Raw genomic sequence first — 26,102 nt, 5'->3', positions numbered from 1 at the left:
GGACACTCCTGTGCTCGTCTGGCTCGTCCGGCCATAGCTGAGACCAGACGTACACAGCCACCCTCTCTCTCTTGCCCCATGACCGGCAACCGGCCCAGCCGAAGGGCCCCCGAATGTGGCCGAATGAGCCCTGCGTACTACAGCGTCTTGCCCGTGGCCGGCCCCACGATCAGGCCCTCCCCGAACGAGTCCACCCGTACCGTGTCGCCGTCCTTGACCTCGCCCGCGAGGATCTCCTTGGCGAGGCGGTCGCCGATGGTGGTCTGGACGAGGCGGCGGAGGGGGCGGGCGCCGTAAGCCGGGTCCATGCCCTCGTCCGCGAGCCAGATCAGGGCCGCGTCGGTGACCTCGAGGGTGAGGCGGCGTTCGGCGAGGCGCTTGGTGAGGCGGTCGATCTGGAGCCTGGCGATGCGTTCCAGTTCGGGCTTCGTCAGGGCCGAGAAGACGACGAGGTCGTCGAGGCGGTTCAGGAACTCCGGCTTGAAGGAGGCGCGGACCACCTCGAGGACCTGCTCCTTCTTCTCCGCCTCGGTGATGGTCGGGTCGACCAGGAACTGGCTGCCCAGGTTCGAGGTGAGGATCAGGATCGTGTTCCGGAAGTCGACCGTGCGGCCCTGTCCGTCCGTGAGGCGTCCGTCGTCCAGCACCTGGAGCAGGATGTCGAAGACCTCCGCGTGCGCCTTCTCGACCTCGTCGAGCAGTACGACGCTGTACGGGCGACGGCGCACCGCCTCCGTCAGCTGGCCGCCCTCCTCGTAGCCGACATAGCCGGGCGGGGCGCCGACCAGCCGTGCCACGCTGTGCTTCTCGCTGTACTCCGACATGTCGATCCGGACCATCGCCCGCTCGTCGTCGAAGAGGAAGTCCGCGAGCGCCTTAGCCAGTTCGGTCTTGCCGACACCCGTCGGGCCGAGGAAGAGGAAGGAGCCGGTGGGGCGGTCGGGGTCCGCGATACCCGCGCGCGTGCGGCGTACGGCGTCCGAGACGGTCCGTACGGCCTCGGTCTGGCCGATCAGCCGGCGCCCCAACTCCTCCTCCATACGCAGCAGTTTCTGCGTCTCGCCCTCCATGAGCCGCCCGGCGGGGATACCGGTCCAGGCGGCGACGACGTCCGCGATGTCGTCCGCGCCGACCTCCTCCTTCACCATCGTGTCGGACTTGGACCCCGACTTGGACGCCTCCTCCTCTTCCTCGGAGGCGGCCTCCAAGTCCCGTTCCACGGCGGGGATCTCGCCGTACAGCAGCTTGGACGCGGTGTCGAAGTCACCGTCGCGCTGGGCGCGTTCGGCCTGCCCGCGCAGTTCGTCGAGCTTCTCCTTCAGCTCACCGACCCGGTTCAGGGACTGCTTCTCCTTCTCCCAGCGGGCGGTGAGGCCGCGCAGTTCCTCCTCCTTGTCGGCGAGGTCGCGGCGCAGCTTCTCCAGGCGTTCGCGGGAGGCGGGGTCGGTCTCCTTGCTGAGGGCGAGCTCCTCCATCCGCAACCGGTCGACGGCGCGCTGGAGTTCGTCGATCTCGACGGGGGACGAGTCGATCTCCATACGAAGCCGGGAGGCGGCCTCGTCGACGAGGTCGATGGCCTTGTCGGGCAGGAACCGGGAGGTGATGTACCGGTCGGAGAGCGTGGCCGCGGCGACCAGCGCGCTGTCCGCGATCACCACCTTGTGATGGGCCTCGTACCGCCCCTTGAGCCCACGCAGAATCGCGATCGAGTCCTCGACGGTCGGCTCGGCGACCAGCACCTGCTGGAAGCGCCGCTCCAGCGCCGCATCCTTCTCGATGCGCTCGCGGTACTCGTCGAGGGTCGTGGCGCCGACCATGCGCAGCTCACCGCGGGCGAGCATGGGCTTGAGCATGTTGCCCGCGTCCATGGCGGAGTCCCCGCCGGCGCCCGCACCCACGACGGTGTGCAGCTCGTCGATGAACGTGATGATCTGCCCGTCGGAGTCCTTGATCTCCGCGAGCACGGTCTTCAGCCGCTCCTCGAACTCACCGCGGTACTTGGCGCCCGCCACCATCGCGCCCAGGTCCAGCGCGACCAGCCGCTTGTCCCGCAGCGACTCCGGCACATCGCCCTTGACGATGCGCTGGGCCAGCCCTTCGACGACGGCGGTCTTGCCTACGCCGGGCTCGCCGATGAGAACGGGGTTGTTCTTCGTACGCCGCGACAGCACCTGCACGACGCGCCGGATCTCCTGGTCCCGCCCGATGACGGGGTCGAGCTTGCCCTCACGCGCGGCGGCCGTGAAGTCGGTCCCGAACTTCTCGAGTGCCTTGTACTGGCCCTCGGGATCCGGTGTGGTCACGCGGCGCCCTCCCCTCGCTTTCTGGAAGGCCTCCAGCAGCTTCTTCGCACTGGCGCCCTGCTGGGAGAGTACGTCCCCGGTCTGGCCGCCCTTCGCGGCGATGCCGATCAACAGGTGCTCCGTGGAGAGGTACTCGTCGCCCAGCTCCTTGGCCCGCTCCGTGGCGTCGGCGATCACGGCGAGCAGCTCGCGGTTGGGCTGCGGCGGGGCGACGGTCGAGCCGGTCACGCTGGGCAGCGCGCTCAGCACGCGCTCGGCGCCGTTCCGTACGGCCGCCTGGTCCGCCTCCACCGCGGCCAGCAGGTCGGTGATGTTCTCGTTCTCCTGCCCCTCGAGCAGCGCCAGCAGCAAGTGCGCGGGGGTGAGATCCGGGTGGCCCTCGGACACGGCCCGATTGCTGGCCGCGTTGATCGCGTCCCGGCTCCTGTTGGTCAGCTCGGCGTCCACGTCCGCTGTCTCCTCCTTGCGTCAGCCGTCGTCAGCAGTGGTCAGCAATCGTCGGTCATCGTTGCAACGCTGACTTCAGCAACGTACACAAAGTTGAGTCTATTCCACTCAAGGAGGCGAGGGAGGCCGGTCAAGAAGGCCGCTGCACATGCAGTCGGAAATCGACGGAATCCAGCCGCACTTGACACCGCCCAGAACACCCCCATACCCGGAGATTCCGCACAAACGACAGCGGCGTCACCGTGTTCAGGTCACGGTGACGCCGCTGCGGGGGGAAGCACCTGAGCGATCTACTACGACGGGGGAATCGCGTCAGGCGCTGCGGGGGGTGGCTGAGATGGTTCGTACGTCCGGGGCTTCCGGCTCGACCAGCTCGTGGTCACGCTGGTCGAGGTTCACAAAGATCATTCCGTACCGAATGGCACACCGCACCGGTTGCGGCGCTCCACGCGGGCGCCGCAGACACCGGTACGCCCGCACGTCGTCATCCTCGTCCCGGGTGACGACGACCGGCTCTCCGAAGACGGTCACCATCAGCGAGTCGCCGCTGTGGGGGATGGCGGTGACCAGGTCGATGAAGTGCCAGCCGGAGCGGTAGGCCGTGGCCATTTCCCGGCGGAAGGAGCGGTCGTCCGGTGGAGTGGTCATGCGTCCGCGCCCACCGGAGTAGAGTCCCAGCCGCTATCGACCGGAACAGACGGATCAACCGGACCTGCCGCCTGGACGGAGTCCCAACCACTGTCGGGCGGGACTGGCGGCCCTTGCTCTCCTGCGGGCAGACCCGAACCCCCAAGAGCGCCAACGGCCACTGCAACGGAGAAGACGGCGGCAAGTACTGAACCAAGCAATCTCGCGCGCATAGTCGGCTTCGTCCTCACTTGATCGAATCCTCTCCCCCGTCTCAAAAGACGATGGCTCATTCAGGCACGTCAATGCCACAGGAGCGATGCATCATGTTCCTGCACGTTCAGGACCCTGGGGGGTGGAGAAATGGCGCCAAACAACTCAAAACCGACACATCCCCATGCTGTGACTGAGTTGTGCGACGAAGGAACGCGGCTTTACGCCAGCGCACTGCGCTCCGGAAAGATCACCCGCGGCGAGGTGGAACCCGCTCCGTGCCTGCTGGAGTTCGCGCTGCTCCATCCTGATCCGGACGACGCGAATTGGCTGCGCCCAGTGTCTCCGGCCATCGCGCTCGCCCAGCGGCTGCATCCACTGGAGCGCGAGATCCAGGAGCGGAGACGGCATTCGATCGAACTGACCGACGCCTTCGATCAGTTCATCGCGATCAGCACCCAGAGCCAGGCCAGCATCCACGCCATCACTGTGCTGGAAGGGTTCGACCGGATCAACACGGCGCTCAACTACGCCACCGCCGAGTGCCGTACCGAGATGCTGACCATCCAGCCCGGCGGGGGCCGGCATGCCGACACCCTGATGCAGGCCCTGGAGCGCGACAGGCCACTTACCGACCGCGGGGTCCGGATGCGCACGCTGTATCAGCACACAGCCCGGCACAGCCAGAGCACACTTGCCTACATAGAGCGCATATCCGACGGAAAGATACAGGTTCGCACGCTGGAAGAACTCATCGAGCGCCTGATCATCTTCGATCGCACCGTCGCCTTCATCCCTGCCAGCGACGACCGGCGAGTGGCTCTGGAACTCCGTCACCCCGGACTCGTGGTGTACCTCAGCAAGGTCTTCGAGCAGCTATGGCAACGTGCGGTCCCGCTGACCGACGATGTCCCGAACGACGTCGATCCCAACGGCATCACCGGCGTCCAGCGCTCCATAGCCAAACTCCTCATCGAGGGCTACGTCGATGAGGCCATAGCCCGCCGCCTGGGCATGAACGTACGCACCTGCCGCGCCCACATCGCCAAACTGGCCTCCGCTCTCGGCAGCGGCAGCCGGGCGCAACTCGGCTTTCTCATCGCGCAGTCGGGGATCCTGGACGAGGATCACTGAACGCCGAGGAGGAGAGCCACAAGTGACCACCGAGCCGCACGGGCACAGAGCGGACGAGCCATGCGAGGCAGGTCTGGAGCTGTACGCCCGAGCATTGCGCGAGGGCGGAGTTCCCCATCAGGATGCGGATCCCTTCCCCTGCCTGACCGATTCCTGCCTGCTTCAGCCGGACCTCGAAGACATCCGCTGGTTACGTCCCGTCGCCCCCGCCATACCCCTCCCCCGGCTCCTGCACACCACCGCCGAGGACATCGCACGGCAGCGACAGCGCGAGGCACTCCTAGCCGAGGCATTCGCGCCGCACATGCGGATCGACGGCCGTGATACGGCAGCACCGGACACCCCGACGATCAGCACCCTCAGTGGCACGGAGCGGATCAACCAGGCCATCACGCAGGCCATGGCCGACGGGCACGAGGAAGTCCTCGCCATCCAGCCCCACACCGGCCGGCCCTCCAACACGCTGGCAGTCCTGGACCGTGACCAGGCACTGCTGGACCGGGGTGCCCGAATCCGCACCATCTATCAGCACAGCGTCCGGCACTCCCCCCAGTGATCGCCCGCTACGAACTGATCAAGGGCGACGTCGAAGCGCGCACACTCGACGAAGTCACCCAGCGACTGCTCATCATCGACCACACCGTGGCGTTCATCCCGGCGAACAAGGACCGCACGCTCGCACTGGAAGTCCGCAACCCGGCTCTGATCACCTTCTTCGTCACGACCTTCGAACGCCTTTCGCGCCTGGCCATACCCATGTACCCCAAGGCCGCCCGACAGCCCACCCTGAACGGCATCACCTCCCGCCAGCACGCCATCGCAAGCCTCCTCATCGAAGGCCACACCGACACAGCGATCGCCGAACGCCTCGGCATGAACGTCCGCACCACCCGCGTCCACATCGCCAAACTCGCCGAAACCCTCGGCAGCGAAAGCCGAGCCCAACTCGGCTACCTCATCGGCCAGTCGGGGATTCTGGAGCAGCCGGACCGGGAGCGGTGAGAGGCTGAAGGTCCGGGGAGTGCGGCGGACCGTCGAGGCCCGCCTGGGCGATGCGGACCCCCAACTGCGTACGGCTGGCGGCCCCCAGCGTCTCCGACAACCGCGCGATGTGGGCCCGGCACGTACGGACACTGATGCCCAGTCGCTCCGCGACCACCGCGTCCTGGTGGCCCTCCGCCAGCAGCGCCGCGATGGCCCGTTCGCGGTGGGTGATGCCCTCGATGCCCGTGTCCGGGAGGGGCGCGGTGAGGGGGATCGCGAGGCGCCAGAGCCGTTCGAAGACGGTGACCAGGTAGTCGACCAACGCGGGGTGCCGCAGCTCCAGCGCGATCGTACGGTCGGGGCTTGCGGGGATCAGAGCGACCGCCCGGTCGAAGACGATGAGCCGCTCGGGGACTTCGTCGAGGGTGCGGGCCTCGGCCGCGTCGCCCATCAACTCCATGTAGTTGAGCAGGCCTTGCCCATGCCGGGCGACGTGCGTGTACAGGTCGCGCATCCGTACGCCCCGCCGGCGGAGCGCGAGCGCCCGGTGCAGCCCTTCGGAGAGTTCGTCCTCGCGGCGGATGCCGCCGGGCTGGACGGCCAGCACCTCGGACGTGCATGCCTCGGTCGCCGCATCCATGGCGGCACGGATCCGAGGCAGTCCGTCGAGCACCCGGATCGCCACACCTTCGGCGGGCGACCGCGCGTCGCCGCCCAGGGACGCGTACCACTCGAAGGCGGACACCGTCGCACCCATGCGCGCCTGTGCCGCGACGACGTCCTCGTGCATCTCCCGCAGCAGCCGCGTCATGACTTCCTGCGGCGAGGTCGGCACCAGGTACCGCATGTCGTCGGGGTCGGGATGCAACAGCGCCAACTCGACCAGACAGGGCACTGTCTCGGCATCCTCACGGGACACCCGGCCGCGCCGCACCGCTCGCGAGTACACCCGGTCCCCCGCGTCGCACAGACGGTCAGCACCGTGCGGATGCGCCTGCGTCCCGTGCCCGGCCATCTCCCCAACCCCCGGTTCCAGCCTCTTCGGAGCGCAACTATGCGCGGCCGTCCCCGCCTCCGCAACACGACTCGACCTCATCCGCGGACCTCAATGCCCCAGTTCCTTATGGATTGTCCGCACCTCCGTATGCTTCATTGCAACAACATGACGGCAGCGGCAGCACCCACGTTCGGTGCATGGTGGACACGCTTACGAGCGGTGCCGAGCCTCCGGGCCACACTTTGGCCGAATACCTCTGTTCGACCGGACGGACCGCGCGAGCACGAACGGAACACGAAAGTCCCGTGTGAACTGCCCGAAATCCCCGAGTGATCGCCGCGTCACCTGCCACATCCGCCGCCACGTCACGGCGGACACATTTGACGCATACGCGTTGGCCAACGACCGAGCCGTCGGCTCCTGGCGGGCCGACGGCCCTCACCTGACCGACGCGTGTGAGCCGCTGCCGAAAGCCAACCGTTTCCGTATCGGTCAGGGGGTTTCGGGCGTGAGGATGAACAGCCCGCTGACCTGGCCTTCTTCGTTGAAGGTGGCGCGGCCTTTCATCTGGCTGGCTTCGAATTCCAGCGGGATGTCCACGACTGTGTGGTCGCCCAGTTGCCGGACCAACGGCTTGTCCATTCGTTCATAAGCGCCGACCATGCCGACGATCTGGGCCCAGGCGGCGGCTATCTGGTCCGGCGGAAGCTGCGCGGTCATCGTGGAGTCGAAGTGAGCGACGATCTCGTCGTGTCGTCCTTCGATCCAGTTGATGAACAGGTCGGTCGCACGGTTCGCGGCGTCCGGGAGTGCGGCGTTGCTCATGGGTTCTCCTGTCCGTGGGTCGAGGGGGCGCCCAAAGCGCTGGAACGCGGCCTGCCGACTGACACCGAGCAGGTCACCGATCTCCTGCCAGGTGCGACCGGCGGCGCGGGCTCGCTCGACACTGACGCGCAATGCGGTGTCGGACGAGGCATTCAGGTCTCGCGCGATCTGCACGCTGGTCAGCTCGGCGGGCACTGCGTCGTTGCGCTCGGTGACGTCGGCGAGCAGGCGGGCGAGCGCCGCCAACTTGGCTGCTAGTCGCGCGAGTTCGCTTGGTGGACTGCTCACGCTTGTAAAGGTTCCCTTGACGCCGATGGCGTGTCAAGGGAACCTTTACAAGATCTGCCGATGGTCGCGCCTCACTCCCCCCGGTACAACCGCTCAAGGTCGATCAACTGGATGGACGGATCGGCAGCAGCGGCAGCCCGGAGGCCGTCCGTGAACCCCGCCCCGCTGAAGCACAGCAGCCGCGTACCGGCGACGTCCGCACCCGAGCGCTTACCCAACAGCTCGCGGATGCGCCGGAGTCGGTCGAGGTGGCCTGCGCCCACGGTCTCGTTCCACTTGGCCTCGCCGATGGCCAACAGGACCTCACGGCCGTCGTCCGTACGTCCGAAGACCGCCAGGTCGACCTCGTGGCTGGTCTTGGCCGCGGGGTCCGCGACCGTGCCGGACTCGACGCGGGTTCGCTGTCCGCCCAGGGCGTCGGCGGAGGCGTACCAACGGGCCCAGGTGCGGCAGATCTGCTCGAAGTGCGGGCCGACGACCTTGCTGCGGAAAGTGGACTGCGACCGCTTCCAGACGGCCGGCGCCTGTCCCGGCCTCTCCAGATCGCTCCACTCCGGGCGCATGACGGCGTAGTAGAAGGTCAGGATGGGCTCGGCGATCCGGTAGGCGGAACGCTTGCCGTGGAAGGCGTCCGGATCGCGCGTGATCATGCCGGTGTCCTCGAGGACGGTCAGCGCGTGGCCGAGGTCGGTGGACTTGCGTTCCAGGAAGCTCGCGATGCCGCCCCGGGTGTGGTTGCCCTGGGCGATGGCGGCGAGGACGCCGTGGTAGAGCGCGGTGTCGCGGAGGTCCGGCTCCTCGGCGAGCAGGAAGCGTGCCTCACGGAAGAGGGGGCGACCGGGGTTGAGGACGTTGCGCAGTATCCAGGGGCCGAAGTCGTCGAGATCGGCAGGGGTGTCGCCGAGCACGAACTCACGGCCGTAGGCGGGAGTACCGCCCACCACGGAGTTGAGTACGAGAGCCAGGCGGGGGTCCTCGACGCCCCAGAACCGGGCGGCGGACCGGTAGTCGAGCGTCGGCACGACCAGCCCCAGACTCGCCCGGCCGCGCAGCGGCGCCGTACCGGAGAGCAGGTTGCCCATGAAGGACAGTGCCGATCCGCACAGCAGCAGCCGGACGGGCCCGCCCTCCCGGCGCCCCTGCGGCCCGAGTGCGCGCTGAAGCAGGGACGGCAGCTCGGGCGAGGCCTTGACCAGGAACGGGAACTCGTCGAGTACGACCGTCAGCGGTCCGGTCTCCGGAGTCGCGAGCCGCATCATCGCCTCGACGGCCTCGTCCCAGTGCGCGAACCGGTACGGCGTCCGACGCCCCTTGAACCGGGCCATCGCCGCGCCGAACTGCCGTAGCGATTCGGCCTCGGTGGCCTCGCTGGCCGCGAAGAAGAACCCACCGTTCGCCCGGCACACCGCGTCCAGCAGGAAGGTCTTGCCTTGCCGCCGGCGCCCGGACACCACGCCCAATGTGGCCTCGGGACCTTGGTAACCCGCGTAACGCACGAGCTCGGCCCACTCGAAGTCGCGGTCAAACATGGTCTCGGGCTTCTCGGGCTTGGGAATCACGGGGCCTCCGGTGTGCCGCTTCCTTGCTGCCAGGATCCAAGCAGCTTCAATGACCAGGGCATCTATTATAGGCGTGCTTATCATTGATCCTGGCACCACATCGACGCAGTTGGCGCCCCACCCCCGATCACCCCCGTGAACTGCCCGAAATCCCCCAGTGATCAGGACGTTACCTACCACGCCTACCGTCAGGCCATGGCGGACATATTTGACGCGTACGCGTTGGCCGACGCATGGGACGAGATGTTTGAGCGGCCGGGTGAGGTCAGGGCCGCCTATGAGCCGGTGCTGGCGGCGCTTCAACCGATGGAATCGGCCGAACTCCGGTTCAAAGCCGATCAGATGGCGCGGGCGTTCACGGACCGCGGCGTGACCTACGCCTTCGCGGGCGAGGAGAGACCCTGGCCGCTGGACCTCGTGCCCCGGGTTCTCGACGCGCTCGAGTGGGATCTGATCCAGCGCGGGGTCTCCCAGCGGGTCAGGGCGCTCGAGGCCTATCTCGCCGACGCGTACGGGCCGTGCCGGGCCTTCGAGGACGGGGTCGTGCCCTGGCGGCTGCTCCTCAACTCCGGGCATTTCCACCGGGCCGCGCACGGCGTGGAGCCGCCGGGCGGGGTACGCATCCACGTCGCCGGCATCGATCTCGTACGCGACGAGGCGGGCGACTTCCGCGTCCTCGAGGACAACGTACGGGTGCCGTCCGGGGTCTCGTACGTCATCGAGAACCGGCGCGCGATGACCCGGATCTTCCCCTCCCTCTTCGCCGAACAGCAGGTGTGCCCGGTCGACGGCTACGGGCAGCGCCTGTTCGCGGCGCTGCGCGCGGCCGCGCCCGACGGGGTCGGCGACCCGCGCGTCGTCGTCCTCACCCCCGGCCCCAGCAACGCCGCCTACTTCGAACACGCCCTCCTCGCCCGGCTGATGGGCGTGCAGCTCGTCGAGGGCCATGACCTCGTGTGCCGCGGGAACCGCGTCTGGATGCGGACGACGCGCGGCGAGATGCCGGTCCATGTCGTATACCGGCGGCTCGACGACGACTTCCTCGACCCGCTCCACTTCCGCCCCGACTCCGTCATCGGCTGCCCGGGCATCATGAGCGCGGCCCAGGCGGGGAACGTCACACTCGCGAACGCCGTCGGCAACGGCATCGCGGACGACAAGCTGCTGTATACGTACGTCCCCGACCTCATCCGGTACTACCTCGCCGAGGAACCGGTCATCCCCAATGTCGAATCGTTTCGCCCCGAGGAGCCGGGGCAGTTGGAGGCCGTCCTCGACCAGCTCCACCAGCTGGTCGTGAAGCCCGTCGACGGAGCCGGCGGGCAGGGCATCGTCATCGGTCCGCACGCGGACAAGGCCACCCTGGATCGCGTACGCAAAGAGGTCATCGCCGATCCGCGCGGCTGGATCGCCCAGCGTCCCGTCGCCCTGTCCACGTCCCCCACCCTCGCGGGCGAGCGGATGGCGCCGCGCCACATCGATCTGCGGCCGTTCGCCGTGAACGACGGCAGCGAGGTGTGGGTGCTGCCCGGCGGTCTCACCCGGGTAGCTCTCCAGGAGGGCAACCTCATCGTCAACTCCAGCCAGGGCGGCGGCTCCAAGGACACCTGGGTGCTCGCGGAGGGGCCGGCCGGCGGGCCGCTCCCGGAGGAGCCCGGCGCCGTACCGGACGTCGCCCCGCGCCAGCTCGGCCCCGACGGGGAACGCCTCATCCCGCAGGAAGGGGCACAGCAGCAGTGACGACCACGCACCGGACACCCCCGGACGGAGCGAACACTGATCGAGGAGGTACGGCCTTGAACGACGTGATCCTCTCCCGCATCGCCGAAGCGCTGACCTGGACGGGCCGGTACGTCGAGCGCGCGGACGCCACCGGCCGCATCCTCGACGCGTATCTGCACCGGCTGCTGGAAGACCCCTGGCGGGACGAGGACGTGGCCTGCCGCTCGCTGTATGCGATCCTCGGCGTCGACGCGGGTGACACGCGCGTCGACATGCAGCAGGTCCTTGACCAGCTGGCCTTCGACGCCCGCTCGACCTGCTCCATCGAGGGTGCGCTGGGGGCCGCCCGCCTAAATGCCCGCAGTGCCCGCGAGGCCGTCTCCTCCGAGATGTGGGAGTGCCTCAACTCCACCTGGCACGCCCTCGCCGACCAGCGCATGGCGGCCCGCCGCACCGGCCCGTACGCCTATCTCGAACTCGTACGCCGCCGGGCCGCGCTCTTCTTCGGGCTGGCCGACTCCACGATGAGCCGCGACGACAGCTGGCGTTTCGTGGTGCTCGGCCGGAGCCTGGAGCGGGTGGACATGACCGTACGGCTGCTGTCGGTACGCGTGCTGGACGCCCCCCACGCGCCGGACTGGCCGACGCTGCTCAGCGCAAGCGGGGCGGACGAGGCGTACGCGCGGGTGTACGGCGGCTTCGGCGACACAGCCCGGGTGGCCGAATTCCTCATCATGGACCGGGAGTTCCCGCGTTCGGTGCTGCACGCGCTGACTACGGCGGAGGAGTGCCTGGCGGCGCTGGGGCGCCCGCGCCAGGATCCGGCGCGCCGCCCGATAGGCCGGATGCGCACGCGGCTGGAATACCAGGACTCAACAGCTCTCGAAGACGTACTCCCGTCCCTGCTCGGGGAGTTGCAGACGTCCTGCATGGCTTCCGCCGAGGCCGTCGCGGAGAAGTTCTTCCCGTACCAGGGGCCCGTCGAGTGGGCCCAGGAAGGAGCGTGAGCACGCCATGACGCGCAGACTCCGCATCCGGCACACCACGAAGGTGTCGTACGCCCAGGCCGCGGTCTCCTCCCACAACGAGGTCCGCATGACGCCGCTGACGCTGCCGAGCCAGACCACGCTGGACGCCCGCGTCCTGGTGAACCCGTCCACGCCGACCTGGTCGTACTGGGACTACTGGGGCACCCAGGTCACCGGCTTCGACCTGATGGAACCGCACGGGGACCTGATGATCACGGCGGTGAGCCTGGTGGAGACGGCCCCGCCGGAGGGTCTCCGGGCGGCCCCGACCTGGGCGGAGGTGGCCGAACTGGTCGCGAACTCCCGCCTGTTGGAGTACGCGGCGCCGACCTCCCGTACGACCATGCCCGACGCACTCGTCGAGCGGGCCCGCGCCGCCGCGGCCGGCCTGGACCCGCACGAGACGGCGGTGGCGGTGTCGTCCATGGTCGCCGACCACGTCAGGTACATCCCCGGCTCCACCGGCGTGAACACCGCCGCCGCCGAGGCCTGGGAGCAGGGCGCGGGCGTCTGCCAGGACATAGCGCACCTGACGGCGGGCCTGCTGCGTGCGCTCGGCCTGCCCACCCGCTACGTCTCCGGCTACCTCCACCCCGAGCGCGACGCGGAACTCCACCGCCCCGTCGAAGGCCAGAGCCACGCCTGGGTCGAGTACTGGGCGGGCGACTGGACCGGCTACGACCCCACCAACCGCGTCCGCGTCGACGAGTCCCACGTGGTCGTGGGCCGGGGCCGCGACTATGACGACGTGACCCCGCACAAGGGGGTGTACCGGGGCGTGGCCGGAGGGCCACCGGAGGTGACGGTGGAGTTCACGCGGGTGGCGTAAGAGGGGGAGACGGGCGGATCCTGTTGGTGGTAGCTGTCTCCGGAGGTGATCGCGATGACGCACACGGCTGTCGGATGGCACGTGGAGCTGGAATTCGACGAGGACGACCAGCGCACCCGCGCCGCCGCCCTCGTACGACTCCGCGACGGAAGCGAGGTACGGGCCCACGGCTACGCCAAACGCCACCCCTCCGACTCCAACCAGCCAAGGGTGGGCGAAGAGGTGGCAGGAGCCAGGGCCCTGAACGAACTGGCCATGAAACTCCTCACCAAGGCCCACGACGAGATCGACGAGGCCTCGGGCCGAACGTCACATCCACTGACCGCGTGACCTACTGACCGCGTGACCTGGGGACGGTCGCGACGCCGTCCCGGTGAGGGCGGGACCATCCGGCGCCCGCCCTCGCCACTTCCTGTCTGTCTTCCTGTCTTCCTGCTCGAAAGCCGGACGGCTACTTCTTCAGGCCGAGTTCCTCGCAAGCCGCCTCGTACTTGGCCGTGCAGATGTCCGAGACCTTGTAGATGCCGTCGTCGATGACCGTGTCCTCGATGTTGTCCTTCGTCAGAGGGGAGACGAGGACGAGGTGGGCCGGGATGTTCTCGTTCGTCGGGCTGTCGACCTTGTCGCGGGTGAGGGCGTCGAACTCGATGCCCCAGCCGTGAGCCACGGCCACGGCCAGCTGCGCGGCGGTCTCGGCCTCTTCGGGGTAGGGCTTGTAGACGCTCATGTACTGCTCGCCGGAGACGATGCGCTGCACCGCCTCGAGTTCCGCGTCCTGGCCGGTGATCGGCGGCAGGTCGGTCACGCCGGCCGCCTTCAGGGCGGAGACGATGCCGCCGGCCATGCCGTCGTTGGCGGAGTACACGCCGTCGATGTTCTCGGCGCCGATGGAGGAGATCGCGGCCATCATGTTGGCCCGCGCGTTCGACGGCTTCCAGTCCTTGGTGTCGTACTGCTTCGCGATGGTCACCCTGTCGCTGAGTTCGGCGAGGGCGGCCTTCTTGAACTGGGCCGCGTTCGGGTCGGTGAGCGCGCCGTTCATCATGACGATCTTCTCGGACTTTCCGCCCTCCAGGGTCTCGGCGAGGGCCTTGCCCTGCACCTCCCCGACCTGCTGGTTGTCGAAGGAGATGTACGCGTCGATGGGGCCCTCGGCCAGCCGGTCGTACGCGATGACGGGGATGTCCGCGTCCTTCGCCTTCTGTACGCCGTCCGCGATGTCCTTGGCGTCCACCGCGTCCAGGAGCACCACGTCGACCTTGTCGTCGATCATCCGCTGGAGCTGCTGCTTCTGCTCGCCCGCGTCCCCGTCGGCATTGGCGTACTCGACCTTGCCCTTGCCCTTGGTCAGCTCGTTGACCGTCTTCTTGATGATGGGGTGGTCGAACTGGTCGTAGCGCTGGTTCGCCTTCTCCGGCAGCAGCAGACCCACCGTGATGTCGTCGCCCTTGGTCGGCTCGGCCGACCCGCCCTCCGTGTCGCTGTCGAGCACGCCACACGAGGCGAGCGACAGGGTCATGGTGGACACGGCCAGGGATATGGCGATACGACGTATACGGCTGTTCACTTACGGTGCCTTCCGAACGAGAGCGCAGATTTGCGACCCAGGTGACAAAAAGACAACGCGGGCTTGTCCAAAGCGTCAAGGAATTCTGGTTAACGAGATCGCAACAGCACGGTGCGTGGTCGTTGTGAAGACACAGAGGTGAAGATCTGGAGGACTGGCGTGCAGGAATGAAGCAGGCGTGATGGCCTGTCTATCGGCAGTTCACCCATCCGTCCGCCGTCCGTCCGTCCACCGTCCCGCCGCCGTTCCGTTCAGCATCTGCGAGCACCCTCCCCCGGGTCCCGCCGAAGGGAACACGACCGTCGTGCCCCACACCTTCGGCAACGGCGTGGTGCTGCTGCGCTACGAGCGGGCCTGACCGTCGTCCGGGAGACCTTCCGGAGGGCGTTCCGGGAAGTGGAGGAGCCGGGCCGGGGGAGGCGGGAAGTGCTCGCTGTCAGGGTGCTGGCGTCGGACACCGTCGTCGGTACGGGTGGTGGGGCCGGGCTCGGGACGGGCGTCGGCGCCGGTGTGGGCCTCGGAGTCCGGCGGTTCGGTCGCGCGGGCATGTTCGTGCCAGCCGGCGCGGAACCAGTTCAGCTGCTGCCGCTGCAGTTCCTCATCGGTGAGTACGCGGACGCCCTCCGGGCCGGCCGCCCGGACCTTCTCGCCGAGTCCGATGAGCAGTTCGCCCACCAGCCTGGAGACGCGTTCCGCCTCGTCACCGCGGTCGCCGCCGCCCACATTCCCCATACCGAACTCCTCGGCTCCCTCGCGCCACTCCCTCGGCTCTCGCGTCAGGCGCCCTCCGGCAGGAACTGCCTCGCCACCTTGGCGAACAGCTCCCGCAGTTCGGGCGGAACACCCATCCTGCGAGCCGCCTCCTCGGGACTCAGCTCCGTATGACTGGCCCCCGGCACGGGGTGCTCGCCGCCCGCGACGACCGGCAGGTCGTCCTCCGACAGCCGGCCCGAGCGGATGAGCATCTCGCGCAGCGGGACGCCGAGTACGGCCGCGATACGCCGCATCGTCTCCAGGTCCGGCATGGACTGACGCTGCAACAGCCGGCTCACGGCGGCCCGATGCACCCCGGCGTCGTCGGCGAGCTTCGAACGGCCGCCGCCCCGCGGGCTGTCGATGTCGTAGCCACGGTCGCGCAGCAGATCCTCGATCCAGCCGGCGAACTCCTCGAGCCCCTCGGCCCGGTATCTGCGATCTGTACGGGCATCGACCCGTGAGCTTGAACGCATATGTCCGCTCTCCCCTCGTCGCGCGGACAACGTACCGATCGCCCTCGCACCGAGGTGTGCGCGCGCTCGCGCGTAACTGTGGAGATTCGGCAACCGCCGTGACGTCAGCGGCAGTTGACGTACGGACTGGAGCGTCACCATCGCGCCCACCTCCACGGAGGGTAGTCACTTGCGTACGCGCTCGCACCATGCGAGTCTATTCGCTCGCTCCCCGTCATCGAACATATGTTCCCACACTCGGAGCGACGAAGACCGGAGAAGAGCGCAGAAGAACGCAGAAGAACGGCGAGGGCCGAGGAGACGAGGAGAGAGGAGCGACCACGATGACCATTGCCAAGCGCAGAGCGTTTCGTACGGACCGGCTGCTGCGCGAGGACGCCGGGACGGAGGCCGACCATGACGACGACTGAGGCCGACGAGGTCGCGCTGGAGCTGGAACGCCTGCGCCGCTCGGTCGACGTCGGCTTCGCCACCACCCGTGGCGACCTGGCCCTCCTCCTCCAGCGCGCCGACCAGACGGACAAGACCCTCGACGAACACGAGACCCGCCTCGAAGCCCTGGAACGCGCCCGCTGGCCCCTGCCGTCCCTGGCAGCCCTCACGTCCTGCATCGCCCTGGCGGTGACGCTTTGGCAGGCGGCGGGGCGGTAGGCCCGCGATGCGGGAGTGGACGCGAGGCCGCTTACGGAAGCCGGCTCACTTCGATCCACTCCCGCAGCAGCCCCTCCCGCTCCGCAGCCCGAGGTGACCCGTCCTCCTGTGCACGCCCCCACTGGGCCATGGCGGCCAACGTCGCCCGCAGGGTGGCCTCGCCCGCCGTCAGGTGGGACAGGAGCGTCAGCGAGAGGTCGTACTCCTCCTGGGAGTACCAGGACGCCGCCGCGTACGCCGTCAACTCGGCGTCCTTGTCGACCGTTTCGATCGATACGGTCATCGTGGGCGCCTCGTCCGAGCCCAGGCCACCCACCGTCAGCGCCATCTCCAGCAGAGCGCCCGCCTGGCGCCTGAGGGACTTCACCGGTACGTCCACGACCGTCAGGGCCCGGACGTCGTCCCAGAGCCACAGCCCCGACTGCCGGTCACCGAGGCCCACGACCCCCTCCGGCGTCAGCCGCACCCCCGGGGCGAGCCCGGACGGCTTCGCCCCCACATACACATCGCCCTCGGCGATCCAGAACAGCCCCACCATGGCCATGGGAAAACTCCATCCCCCCAGTGAATCCAGTAGTCCGACAGATGATCTAGATCATCGCAGCACGCAAACGCGAACGGGCTCGGAGGTTCAACCTCCGAGCCCGTCAACGCTGTTGCGCTGTCCCTGGTGCCCTAGTCCGACTGCTGGCGCTTCGGGCGCCAGACCACCAGCGCGCTCGTCTGCTGGACGTCCTGGTACGGGACCAGGTCGCGGCGGTACGAGGCGTGGACCGCGGCCTCGCGCTGCTGCATCGCCGCGGCGGCGCCGTCCAGGGCTGCCTGCAGTTCCGCTACGCGGGACTGGAGGGCGGCGACCTGGTTCTCCAGTTCGATGATGCGCTTGATGCCGGCCAGGTTGATGCCCTCGTCCTGCGACAACTGCTGGACCGTGCGCAGCAGTTCGATGTCGCGGGCCGAGTAACGTCGGCCCCGCCCGGCCGTGCGGTCGGGGGAGACCAGGCCCAGGCGGTCGTACTGGCGCAGGGTCTGGGGGTGCAGACCGGAGAGCTGGGCCGCCACCGAGATGACGTACACCGGGGTTTCCTCGGTCAGCTCGTACGGGTTGCGTCGACGGCCATCCATGGTCTCCTCATGCTCCCTTCGCCGCCTGGAACAGCTCGGCCCGCGGATCCTCGCCCGCGGTCGCCTCGCGGTACGCCTCGAGCGCGTCACGCGCCTTGCCCGACACGTCCTTGGGGACCGCGACCTCGACGGTGACCAGCAGGTCGCCGCGGGTGCCGTCCTTGCGGACCGCGCCCTTGCCGCGGGCGCGCATCGTCCGCCCGTTGGGCGTGCCCGGCGGCAGTTTCAGGGTGACCGGCGGACCGCCCAGAGTGGGCACCCGGACCTCCCCGCCCAGCGCCGCCTCGGCGAACGTCACCGGCACCGTCACCGTGAGGTTGTCGCCCCTGCGGCCGAAGACCGGGTGCGCGCCCACATGCACGATGACGTACAAGTCGCCCGCCGGACCGCCCCGTTCGCCCGGAGCTCCCTTGCCGCGCAGCCGGATCCGCTGGCCGTCACTGACGCCCGCGGGGATCCGTACCTGCATCGTGCGCGACGACTTGGCCCGGCCGCTGCCCTTGCAGATCTCGCAGGGGGTCTCCGCGATCAGACCGCGGCCCTTGCAGTCAGGGCATGGGTCGGTGAGCGAGAAACCGCCGCCCGAACCACGCGCCACCTGCCCCGTGCCGACGCATGTCGAGCACACGCGCGGTGTGCCGTTCGCGTCGCCGGTGCCCGAACAGGCCTTGCAGGGCGACTGCGAGGACATGCGCAGCGGAACCGTCGCGCCGTCCACCGCCTCCGTGAAGCTCAGCGTGACCTCGGACTCGATGTCCTGGCCGCGCCTGGGCTGCGTACGCGTGCCGGTGCCCGTGGCGCCGCCCCGGTTGAACAGACCCCCGAAGACGTCACCGAGACCGCCGCCGAATCCGCCGCCGGCGCCGCCCGCCCCGCCCTGGCCGGGCGCGCCTCCGAAGAGGTCGCCCAGGTCGAAGTTGAACGTGCCGCCGGCGCCCGCGCCGGGTCCCGGCCTGAAGCCGCCGTTGCCGAAGAGGGTGCGCGCCTCGTCGTACTCCTTGCGCTTCTTGGGGTCCCCGAGGATGTCGTTCGCCTCGGAGATCTCCTTGAAGCGCTCCTCCGCCTTGGCGTTCCCCTTGTTGGCGTCCGGGTGGTACTCGCGGGCGAGCTTCCGGTACGCCTTCTTGATCTCGGCCTCGGTGGCGTCCTTGGGGACGCCGAGGACCTTGTAGTAGTCCTTCTCGATGAAGTCCTTGGTGCTCATCCTCGACGTCCCTCCTTCCTTCTCACGCGCCGTACGGTCCGTACGTTCATTCGTACGCCCCGTACGGCGCCGAAGTCAGCCCTCGTCCGGGCCACCGTTCTCCTTGTCGTCGGCCGGCGACTGCGACGAATCCGCCTCGTCGGCCTTGACGGTCTGCGCGCCCGGCTGCGGCTCGGCAACCGCCACCCGCGCGGGGCGGATGGTGCGCTCGCCGAAGCGATACCCCGGCTGCAGAATCGCCACGCACGTCGTCTCCGTGACGTCCGGGGCGTAACTGTGCATCAGGGCCTCGTGGATCGTCGGGTCGAAGGGCTCGCCCTCCTTGCCGAACTGCTGGAGGCCCAGCTTCGCCGCCACGGTCTCCAGCGACTCGGCCACCGACTTGAAGCCGCCGACCAGTTCACCGTGATCCCGCGCGCGGCCGATGTCGTCGAGTACGGGCAGGAGCTCGGTCAGGAGGTTCGCGATGGCGACCTCCTTGACCTGGATCCGGTCCCGCTCGACCCGGCGGCGGTAGTTCTGGTACTCGGCCTGGAGCCGCTGGAGGTCCGCCGTGCGCTCACCGAGCGCCGTACGCACCTGGTCCAGCTGAGCCGTCAGAGCCGTTACCTGCTGCTGTGCTGCCGTCTGGGCTGCTGCCGCGTCCCCGGCCGGGGCCGCCCCCTCCTGAGGGGCGGCCTTCGACTCCGCGTCATCAGAGGTGGCGCCGGAAGGGACGTCGGGCTGAGGCTGAGCCGGCTGCGGCTGCTGCTCGTCGAAGCCCGGGGTCTCCTCCGTCACGCGGCACCATCCTTCCGGTCCTCGTCGACGATCTCGGCGTCGACGACATCGTCGTCGGCCTTGGCCTGCGCGCCACCGTCGGCGGCACCCTCAGGACCGCCCGGACCCTCCGGACCGCCCGCGGCCTGCGCGCCCTGAGCGTCGGCGTACATGGCCTGGCCCACCTTCTGCGAGACCGCGGCGACCTTCTCGGTGGCCGTACGGATCTCGGCGGTGTCCTCGCCCTTGAGCGCGGTCTTCAGCTCCTCGACGGCGGTCTCGACCTCGGTCTTGACCTCGCCGGGGACCTTGTCCTCGTTGTCCTTGAGGAACTTCTCCGTCTGGTAGACGAGCTGCTCGCCCTGGTTGCGGGACTCGGCGGCCTCGCGGCGCTTGTGGTCCTCGTCCGCGTACTGCTCGGCCTCCTGGCGCATCCGGTCGACCTCGTCCTTCGGCAGCGAGGAGCCGCCGGTGACGGTCATCTTCTGCTCCTTGCCCGTGCCGAGGTCCTTCGCGGTCACGTGCATGATGCCGTTGGCGTCGATGTCGAAGGAGACCTCGATCTGCGGGACACCGCGCGGGGCCGGCGGCAGACCGGTCAGCTCGAACATCCCGAGCTTCTTGTTGTACGCCGCGATCTCGCGCTCGCCCTGGTAGACCTGGATCTGGACGGACGGCTGGTTGTCCTCGGCGGTGGTGAAGATCTCCGAGCGCTTGGTCGGGATCGTCGTGTTCCGCTCGATGAGCTTCGTCATGATCCCTCCCTTGGTCTCGATACCGAGGGACAGCGGGGTCACGTCGAGGAGCAGTACGTCCTTGACCTCGCCCTTGAGGACACCGGCCTGGAGCGCGGCGCCGATGGCGACGACCTCGTCCGGGTTCACACCCTTGTTGGCGTCCTGGCCGGCGGTCAGCTCCTTGACGAGCTCGGCGACGGCGGGCATACGGGTGGAGCCACCGACGAGAACGACGTGGTCGATCTCGCTGAGCTGAATACCGGCGTCCTTGATGACGTTGTGGAACGGCGTCTTGCAGCGCTCCAGAAGGTCGGCCGTCAGCTGCTGGAACTGGGCGCGCGTGAGCTTCTCGTCCAGGTGCAGCGGGCCTTCGGCGGACGCGGTGATGTAGGGCAGGTTGATCGAGGTCTCCGTGGAGGACGACAGCTCGATCTTGGCCTTCTCCGCGGCCTCACGCAGGCGCTGGAGGGCCATCTTGTCCTTGCCCAGGTCCACGCCGTGGCCGCTGGCGAACTGCTTCACCAGGTAGTCGACGACGCGCTGGTCCCAGTCGTCACCACCGAGGTGGTTGTCGCCGTTCGTGGCCTTCACCTCGACGACGCCGTCGCCGATCTCGAGCAGCGAGACGTCGAAGGTGCCGCCACCGAGGTCGAAGACGAGGATCGTCTGGTCGTCCTTGTCGAGGCCGTACGCCAGGGCGGCGGCCGTCGGCTCGTTCACGATCCGCAGGACGTTCAGGCCCGCGATCTCGCCGGCCTCCTTGGTGGCCTGGCGCTCCGAGTCGTTGAAGTACGCCGGGACGGTGATGACCGCGTCCGTGACCTTCTCGCCCAGGTACGACTCCGCGTCCCGCTTCAGCTTCTGCAGGATGAAGGCGGAGATCTGCTGGGGGTTGAAGGGCTTGTTGTCGAGCTCGATCTTCCAGTCCGTACCCATGTGCCGCTTCACGGAGCGGATGGTCCGGTCTACGTTGGTGACCGCCTGGCGCTTGGCGACCTCGCCGACGAGCACCTCGCCGTTCTTGGCGAAGGCGACGACGGACGGCGTGGTCCTGGCGCCCTCGGCGTTGGTGATGACGGTGGGCTCACCGCCCTCCAGAACGCTGACGACGGAGTTAGTCGTGCCCAGGTCGATGCCGACCGCACGTGCCATGGTTGATTCCTCCAGCTGACTTGAGTGGAACAGGCTCAAGTGTGCACGACGCTGGACGCTGGGTCAAAAGGGCTGAGTCTGCCAGGCTCAACTTTTATAGGAACCTTACCTTCAGGAGCGGTTGTTTCGCCTACGGGGCGGGGAGTTCGGGGTTCGCGGGCGAGTGCGGGTTGCGGGTGGCTGGTCGCGCAGTTCCCCGCGCCCCTAAAGGGCGCGTCACTGGAGCCGCCAGCCACCAAGTACCCGCACTTGCCCACAGCCCCGACGGACCCGCAGTCGCCCATGAACCGAACCCACCCTCCCGGCAGGCGCCCCCCGCACAACCCAGCGGAGCGCACCGGCGCTGAGGCAACCCTCAGCGACACAGATCACCGCGCACCTGGCTACAGTGCGGCGGAAGATATGGGTAGTCTCAGACGGACCGCATAAGTTACCGCTTAGTAATGACCTTCGAGCCAAGCTCGAAGACCCCTCGCAGGCCCGAGGAGCCCCGAAATGCAACTCGCCGCGATCGTCGTGTCGATGGTCCTCATGACAGTCGGCGTCGCCCTGTTCGGCCGTGCCATCCTGCAGATCTTCCGCTTCATGATGCTCGGCCAGCCCCTCCCGGCCGGCGCCCGGACCAACGACCCCGTCCTGCGCACCATCACCCTGGCCAAGGAGTTCCTCGGCCACACCAGGATGAACCGCTGGGGCATCGTCGGCATCGCGCACTGGTTCGTGGCGATCGGCTTCTACACGCTGCTCCTGACGATCGTGAACGCCATCGGCCAGCTCTTCGTGGCCGACTGGGTGCTGCCGATCATCGGTGACTGGGCGCCGTACAACGTCTTCGTCGAGTTCATCGGCACCACGACGGTCCTCGGCATCCTGGTCCTGATCGCCATCCGGCAGATGTCCAGGCCGGGCAGGGCGGGCCGCAAGTCCCGCTTCGCGGGCTCGAACACCGGCCAGGCGTACTTCGTCGAGACGATCATCCTCATCGTCGGCGTCTGCATCTTCATGCTGCACGCACTGGAGGGCGCCCAGCACCACGTCGAGAGCTACGAGGCCTCGTTCTTCATCTCGTACCCGGTGGTCTCGGCGCTGGAAGGGCTGGATCTCTCCACGCTCCAGAACCTCACCTACCTCTTCGCCGGCGTGAAGATCGCGGCCTCCTTCATCTGGATGATCACGGTCTCCCTGAAGACCGACATGGGTGTGGCCTGGCACCGCTTCCTGGGCTTCCCCAACATCTGGTTCAAGCGCAACGCCGACGGCTCGACCGCGCTGGGCGCCCTGCTGCCGATGACGTCCGGCGGCAAGCCCATCGACTTCACCGACCCCGGCGACGACGACGTCTTCGGCGTCTCCCAGGTCGAGCAGTACTCCTGGAAGGGCCTGCTGGACTTCTCCACGTGCACGGAGTGCGGCCGCTGCCAGTCGCAGTGCCCCGCCTGGAACACCGGCAAGCCCCTCTCCCCCAAGCTGCTCATCATGTCGCTGCGCGACCACGCGCACGCCAAGGCCCCGTACCTGCTGGCCGGCGGCGGCAAGACCATGGAGGGCGAGGAGAAGGCGTCCGAGGAGCAGCTCAAGGACGTCCCCGCCGCGGCACTCGCCGAGGCCGAGCGGCCGCTCGTCGGCACCCTCGAAGAGAACGGCGTCATCGACCCGGACGTCCTGTGGTCCTGCACCACCTGCGGTGCCTGCGTCGAACAGTGCCCCGTGGACATCGAGCACGTCGACCACATCGTCGACATGCGCCGCTACCAGGTGATGATCGAGTCCGCGTTCCCGAGCGAAGCCGGGACGATGCTCAAGAACCTGGAGAAGAAGGGCAACCCCTGGGGGCTCGCCAAGAAGCAGCGCCTGGAGTGGACCAAGGAGGTCGACTTCGAGATCCCGGTCGTCGGCAAGGACATCGAGGACCTGTCCGAGGTCGAGTACCTGTACTGGGTCGGCTGCGCGGGCGCGCTCGAAGACCGCGCCAAGAAGACGACGAAGGCCTTCGCCGAACTCCTCCACATCGCGGGCGTCAAGTTCGCGATCATGGGCGGCGACGAGAAGTGCACCGGTGACTCGGCACGGAGGCTCGGCAACGAGCCGCTGTTCCAGGAGCTCGGCATGGAGAACGTCGCGGCCCTGAACATGGCGTACGGCGAGGAGATGGACGACGAGGGCAACTTCACCGCGGAGTCGAAGAAGCCCAAGTCCGCGAAGAAGATCGTCGCCACCTGCCCGCACTGCCTCAACACCCTCGGCAACGAGTACCCGCAGCTCGGCGGCGACTACGAGGTCATCCACCACACCCAGCTGCTCCAGCACCTCATCGACGAGGGCAAGCTCATCCCCGTAACCCCCGTCGAGGGCCTGATCACGTACCACGACCCCTGCTACCTGGGCCGCCACAACAAGATCTACACGCCCCCGCGCGAGATCATCGGCAAGGTCCCGGGCCTCCGGAACGAGGAGATGCACCGCCACAAGGAGCGCGGCTTCTGCTGTGGCGCCGGTGGTGCGCGGATGTGGATGGAGGAGCGGATCGGCAAGCGCATCAACGACGAGCGTGTCGATGAGGCCCTGTCGCTGAACCCCGACATCGTGTCGACGGCCTGCCCGTTCTGCCTCGTCATGCTGACCGACTCGGTCAACGGCAAGAAGAGCGATGGCAAGGCGAAGGAGTCCATCCAGGTCGTGGACGTGGCCCAGCTGCTGCTGGAGTCCGTCAAGACACCGGTCACGGACGACGAGCCGCCGGCGGGCGAGACGGACGCGGAGAGCGAGCCGGAGCCGCAGCCGGTGAAGTAGCGGCTCGGGTACGCAGGTAACGGCAGCCCGTCGGCAACGGGTACGGCTGGATAACGAAGCACCCCATGTCCCTGGTTCAAACCGGGAACATGGGGTGTTGTCGTGAGATGAGAGTGACCAGAGGTGCGGTTCTGTTGACCTGCGCCGTCCTGCTGGGCGCCGCCACCACCGGATGCGACACGGCGGGCGGGGACTCCGGGGACGGCGGAAGCAGGGGTACGGGTCCGGGGGCGCCCTCCGCTCCCACGCCCCCGAACGCCACCGCCACCTCTACCGGCTTCACGCTCGGCGCCCTCGCCCAGGGCCCCGACCGCCCCGCCGCCGGGAAGTCCCAGGACCGCCCCCGCGAGGGCGACCTCAACGGCGACGGCTACGACGATGTGGCCCTCGCCCGCACCGGCGCCGTCTACGTCGTGTACGGCTCGGCGGACGGTCCCGACCCCCGCACCCGTACGACCCTCGCCGTGGGCGGCGGCCACCCGGGCCGCGACGCCGACAACACGCCCCGGCTGCACCGCGCCGACCTGGACGGCGACGGTTTCACCGACCTGCTGGTCACGGTGAACGACGGCAAGCAGTACGCGCTGTGGGGCGGGGCGCGCGGGATCACGGGGATACGTCAACTGGCCATCGACGACGAGGCGTTGCGCGAACTCGGCCCCGCGGGCGGCGACTTCGGCAGCGTCGCCGACTTCGACGGGGACGGCAGCGGCGACGTCTTCCGCCTCGGCCGCCCCCACGGTTCGTCCGCCGGGTCCGCGGGGGTCGTCTTCCACGGCCCCTTCGACCGCCGCACGGGTAAACCGTCCCGCCAGACCGAACTCACCGGTCCGATCCCCACCGACAGCGCGCCCTACCAGTCCACCTCCGAGGACTACGACGGCGACGGCCGCGCCGAACTGACCGTGTGGTTCGAATGGACCGACCCCGACAGCGAGGGCGACGGCGACCTCACCGTGCAAGGGGTGCACCATTTCCGCGGTACGGCACGTGGGCTCGTACAAGCGCAGGAGTCCGAGCGCGGCGAGGAGTTCGCGGGACATCCCGGGGATGTGGACGGAGACGGCGACGACGAGCTGTATACGGCGAACTTCGCCGCCTTCGACCAGAAGATCACGATCAGCGTGAACTCAACACCGGGGAGGGCGAGTTCCGCGCCGCCGGTCACCCTGACCGACCTCCCCGGCCTCAACTCCCGCTGCTGCGGAGGCACCGAGGGCCGAGCGATCGGTGACGTCACGGGCGACGGACGGCCCGACCTCGTACTGAGCGCGCCGGCGGTCAACGGCGCCCACGGGCTCGTCTTCCTCGTCCCCGACGTCGCCCATGTCACGACGGCCACGGAGCCCCAGGCAGTGGACCTGGAATCCACAGGTGTGGACGGAGAGAACCGCGACCCCGGCGAGGGCGACAAGCAGTACATCCGCCACCGCCTGATCTCCGAGCCGCCCTTGCTCGACGTAAACGGCGACGGCCGCCTGGACGTGGTCGCCGCCTCCGGCAACCGACGCTCCGAGGACGGGTCCGCCACCGGCCGTACGACGGGTTTCTGGGTCTTCCCGGGCTCCCCGGAGGGCTTGGACACCGATGCCTCACGGCACGTCACGGAGGAGGACCTGGACCTTGAGTGACCGAAAGGCGCCTGACGGGAACTCTCCCCGTCAGGCGCCTTTCGTACGAACCGCTCAGGCTGTATGCGCCATTCATGGACGCCTACGGATTCCGGTCCTCCGGGGCCGGCTCTCGCCGCCCCCGGAGGATACGTGGGTTACCGCGCCGCGTAGCCGAAGCGGGTGCCGACCGACGGGAGGCCGCCCTGGCCGGGCCGGTAGGAGGTGACCGCGGCGACCGCGCCGCCGGCGGTCACGTTGGACATCGGCAGGGCGTGAAGGGCGCCGGTGCCCGGGCCATACGGCATGCCGACGTACAGGT

At 68.6% G+C, this 26,102-nt stretch carries 22 protein-coding genes and 1 pseudogene; 10 read left to right on the top strand and 13 right to left on the bottom strand.

Going from position 1 to position 26,102, the window contains the following annotated elements; genetic code table 11:
• Positions 1-137: 137 nt before the first annotated feature.
• On the bottom strand, positions 138-2,750 hold the full coding sequence (gene clpB, locus G6048_RS23000) for an ATP-dependent chaperone ClpB (RefSeq protein ID WP_165341483.1): 2,613 nt from the start codon (positions 2,748-2,750) through the stop codon (positions 138-140).
• A gap of 312 nt (positions 2,751-3,062) precedes the next feature.
• Entirely contained in the window at positions 3,063-3,398 is a 336-nt protein-coding gene (locus tag G6048_RS22995) for a Rieske (2Fe-2S) protein (protein ID WP_033322108.1), read from the bottom strand.
• A gap of 342 nt (positions 3,399-3,740) precedes the next feature.
• Here G6048_RS22995 and G6048_RS22990 point away from each other — a divergent pair, with 342 nt between their 5' ends.
• Together G6048_RS22990 and G6048_RS22985 are read left to right on the top strand one after the other, a co-directional pair.
• Entirely contained in the window at positions 3,741-4,724 is a 984-nt protein-coding gene (locus G6048_RS22990) for a helix-turn-helix transcriptional regulator (RefSeq protein ID WP_165341482.1), read from the top strand.
• A 22-nt stretch (positions 4,725-4,746) separates the two neighbouring features.
• Positions 4,747-5,726, top strand: a pseudogene (locus tag G6048_RS22985) (helix-turn-helix transcriptional regulator).
• On the opposite strand, the gene G6048_RS22980 reads toward G6048_RS22985, so the two are convergent.
• From G6048_RS22980 to G6048_RS22970, 3 genes are all read right to left on the bottom strand, one after another.
• Positions 5,680-6,723 (bottom strand): helix-turn-helix transcriptional regulator, encoded by a 1,044-nt coding sequence (locus G6048_RS22980; RefSeq protein WP_165341481.1) that lies wholly within the window; start codon positions 6,721-6,723, stop codon positions 5,680-5,682. The pseudogene G6048_RS22985 and the gene G6048_RS22980 sit on opposite strands and share 47 nt — an antisense overlap.
• 474 nt (positions 6,724-7,197) lie before the next feature.
• On the bottom strand, positions 7,198-7,776 hold the full coding sequence (locus G6048_RS22975) for a DUF3887 domain-containing protein (protein WP_165341480.1): 579 nt from the start codon (positions 7,774-7,776) through the stop codon (positions 7,198-7,200).
• A gap of 113 nt (positions 7,777-7,889) precedes the next feature.
• A complete protein-coding gene (locus G6048_RS22970; RefSeq protein WP_165341495.1) occupies positions 7,890-9,347 on the bottom strand; it encodes an AAA family ATPase in 1,458 nt (485 codons plus the stop codon).
• 225 nt (positions 9,348-9,572) lie between these two features.
• Between G6048_RS22970 and G6048_RS22965 the strand changes: the two genes are divergently transcribed.
• Genes G6048_RS22965 through G6048_RS22950 form a run of 4 tightly spaced genes read left to right on the top strand, consistent with a single transcriptional unit; the run spans position 9,573 to position 13,286 of the window.
• Positions 9,573-11,117 carry a circularly permuted type 2 ATP-grasp protein gene (locus G6048_RS22965; protein WP_165341479.1) on the top strand — a complete coding sequence of 515 codons (1,545 nt, stop codon included), beginning with the start codon at positions 9,573-9,575 and terminating at the stop codon, positions 11,115-11,117.
• Positions 11,118-11,173: 56 nt separating this feature from the next.
• Positions 11,174-12,106, top strand: a complete 933-nt coding sequence (locus G6048_RS22960; protein WP_165341478.1) for an alpha-E domain-containing protein — start codon at positions 11,174-11,176, stop codon at positions 12,104-12,106.
• A gap of 7 nt (positions 12,107-12,113) precedes the next feature.
• Positions 12,114-12,956 (top strand): transglutaminase family protein, encoded by an 843-nt coding sequence (locus G6048_RS22955; RefSeq protein WP_165341477.1) that lies wholly within the window; start codon positions 12,114-12,116, stop codon positions 12,954-12,956.
• Positions 12,957-13,010: 54 nt separating this feature from the next.
• Positions 13,011-13,286 carry a DUF1876 domain-containing protein gene (locus G6048_RS22950; RefSeq protein ID WP_165341476.1) on the top strand — a complete coding sequence of 92 codons (276 nt, stop codon included), beginning with the start codon at positions 13,011-13,013 and terminating at the stop codon, positions 13,284-13,286.
• Positions 13,287-13,407: 121 nt separating this feature from the next.
• Here the strand turns inward: G6048_RS22950 and G6048_RS22945 are convergent, their stop codons facing one another.
• From G6048_RS22945 to G6048_RS22935, 3 genes are all read right to left on the bottom strand, one after another.
• Entirely contained in the window at positions 13,408-14,523 is a 1,116-nt protein-coding gene (locus G6048_RS22945; protein ID WP_165341475.1) for a sugar ABC transporter substrate-binding protein, read from the bottom strand.
• A gap of 342 nt (positions 14,524-14,865) precedes the next feature.
• On the bottom strand, positions 14,866-15,255 hold the full coding sequence (locus tag G6048_RS22940; RefSeq protein WP_165341474.1) for a hypothetical protein: 390 nt from the start codon (positions 15,253-15,255) through the stop codon (positions 14,866-14,868).
• Positions 15,256-15,299: 44 nt separating this feature from the next.
• Positions 15,300-15,752: a helix-turn-helix domain-containing protein gene (locus G6048_RS22935; protein ID WP_165341473.1), complete on the bottom strand. Its 453-nt coding sequence runs from the start codon at positions 15,750-15,752 to the stop codon at positions 15,300-15,302.
• A gap of 188 nt (positions 15,753-15,940) precedes the next feature.
• Here G6048_RS22935 and G6048_RS22930 point away from each other — a divergent pair, with 188 nt between their 5' ends.
• Positions 15,941-16,162, top strand: a complete 222-nt coding sequence (locus G6048_RS22930) for a hypothetical protein (protein ID WP_165341472.1) — start codon at positions 15,941-15,943, stop codon at positions 16,160-16,162.
• Positions 16,149-16,403 carry a hypothetical protein gene (locus G6048_RS22925; protein WP_033322076.1) on the top strand — a complete coding sequence of 85 codons (255 nt, stop codon included), beginning with the start codon at positions 16,149-16,151 and terminating at the stop codon, positions 16,401-16,403. The genes G6048_RS22930 and G6048_RS22925 overlap by 14 nt, the downstream gene beginning before the upstream one ends.
• A 31-nt stretch (positions 16,404-16,434) precedes the next feature.
• Here G6048_RS22925 and G6048_RS22920 read toward each other — a convergent pair whose 3' ends face one another.
• From G6048_RS22920 to dnaK, 5 genes are all read right to left on the bottom strand, one after another.
• Positions 16,435-16,947, bottom strand: coding sequence for a hypothetical protein (locus tag G6048_RS22920; RefSeq protein WP_165341471.1), 513 nt, complete (start codon positions 16,945-16,947; stop codon positions 16,435-16,437).
• Positions 16,948-17,078: 131 nt separating this feature from the next.
• Entirely contained in the window at positions 17,079-17,528 is a 450-nt protein-coding gene (locus G6048_RS22915; RefSeq protein WP_165341470.1) for a heat shock protein transcriptional repressor HspR, read from the bottom strand.
• A gap of 7 nt (positions 17,529-17,535) precedes the next feature.
• The gene (gene dnaJ, locus G6048_RS22910) at positions 17,536-18,732 is read right to left on the bottom strand and encodes a molecular chaperone DnaJ (protein ID WP_165341469.1); all 1,197 of its coding nucleotides are present in this window, start codon (positions 18,730-18,732) and stop codon (positions 17,536-17,538) included.
• A 75-nt stretch (positions 18,733-18,807) separates the two neighbouring features.
• The gene (grpE, locus tag G6048_RS22905; RefSeq protein WP_165341468.1) at positions 18,808-19,512 is read right to left on the bottom strand and encodes a nucleotide exchange factor GrpE; all 705 of its coding nucleotides are present in this window, start codon (positions 19,510-19,512) and stop codon (positions 18,808-18,810) included.
• Entirely contained in the window at positions 19,509-21,380 is a 1,872-nt protein-coding gene (gene dnaK / locus G6048_RS22900) for a molecular chaperone DnaK (RefSeq protein WP_165341467.1), read from the bottom strand. Before dnaK ends, grpE begins: the two co-directional genes overlap by 4 nt.
• Positions 21,381-21,875: 495 nt before the next feature.
• Between dnaK and G6048_RS22895 the strand changes: the two genes are divergently transcribed.
• On the top strand, positions 21,876-24,170 hold the full coding sequence (locus G6048_RS22895) for a (Fe-S)-binding protein (protein ID WP_165341466.1): 2,295 nt from the start codon (positions 21,876-21,878) through the stop codon (positions 24,168-24,170).
• A 134-nt stretch (positions 24,171-24,304) separates the two neighbouring features.
• Complete coding sequence (locus tag G6048_RS22890; RefSeq protein WP_165341465.1) at positions 24,305-25,801, top strand: FG-GAP repeat domain-containing protein; 1,497 nt, start codon at positions 24,305-24,307, stop codon at positions 25,799-25,801.
• Positions 25,802-26,102 lie beyond the last annotated feature (301 nt).

It is taken from the genome of Streptomyces ureilyticus, from assembly GCF_011045025.1.
GTDB lineage: Bacteria > Actinomycetota > Actinomycetes > Streptomycetales > Streptomycetaceae > Streptomyces > Streptomyces ureilyticus.
This window is presented reverse-complemented; position numbering and strand designations above follow the sequence as displayed.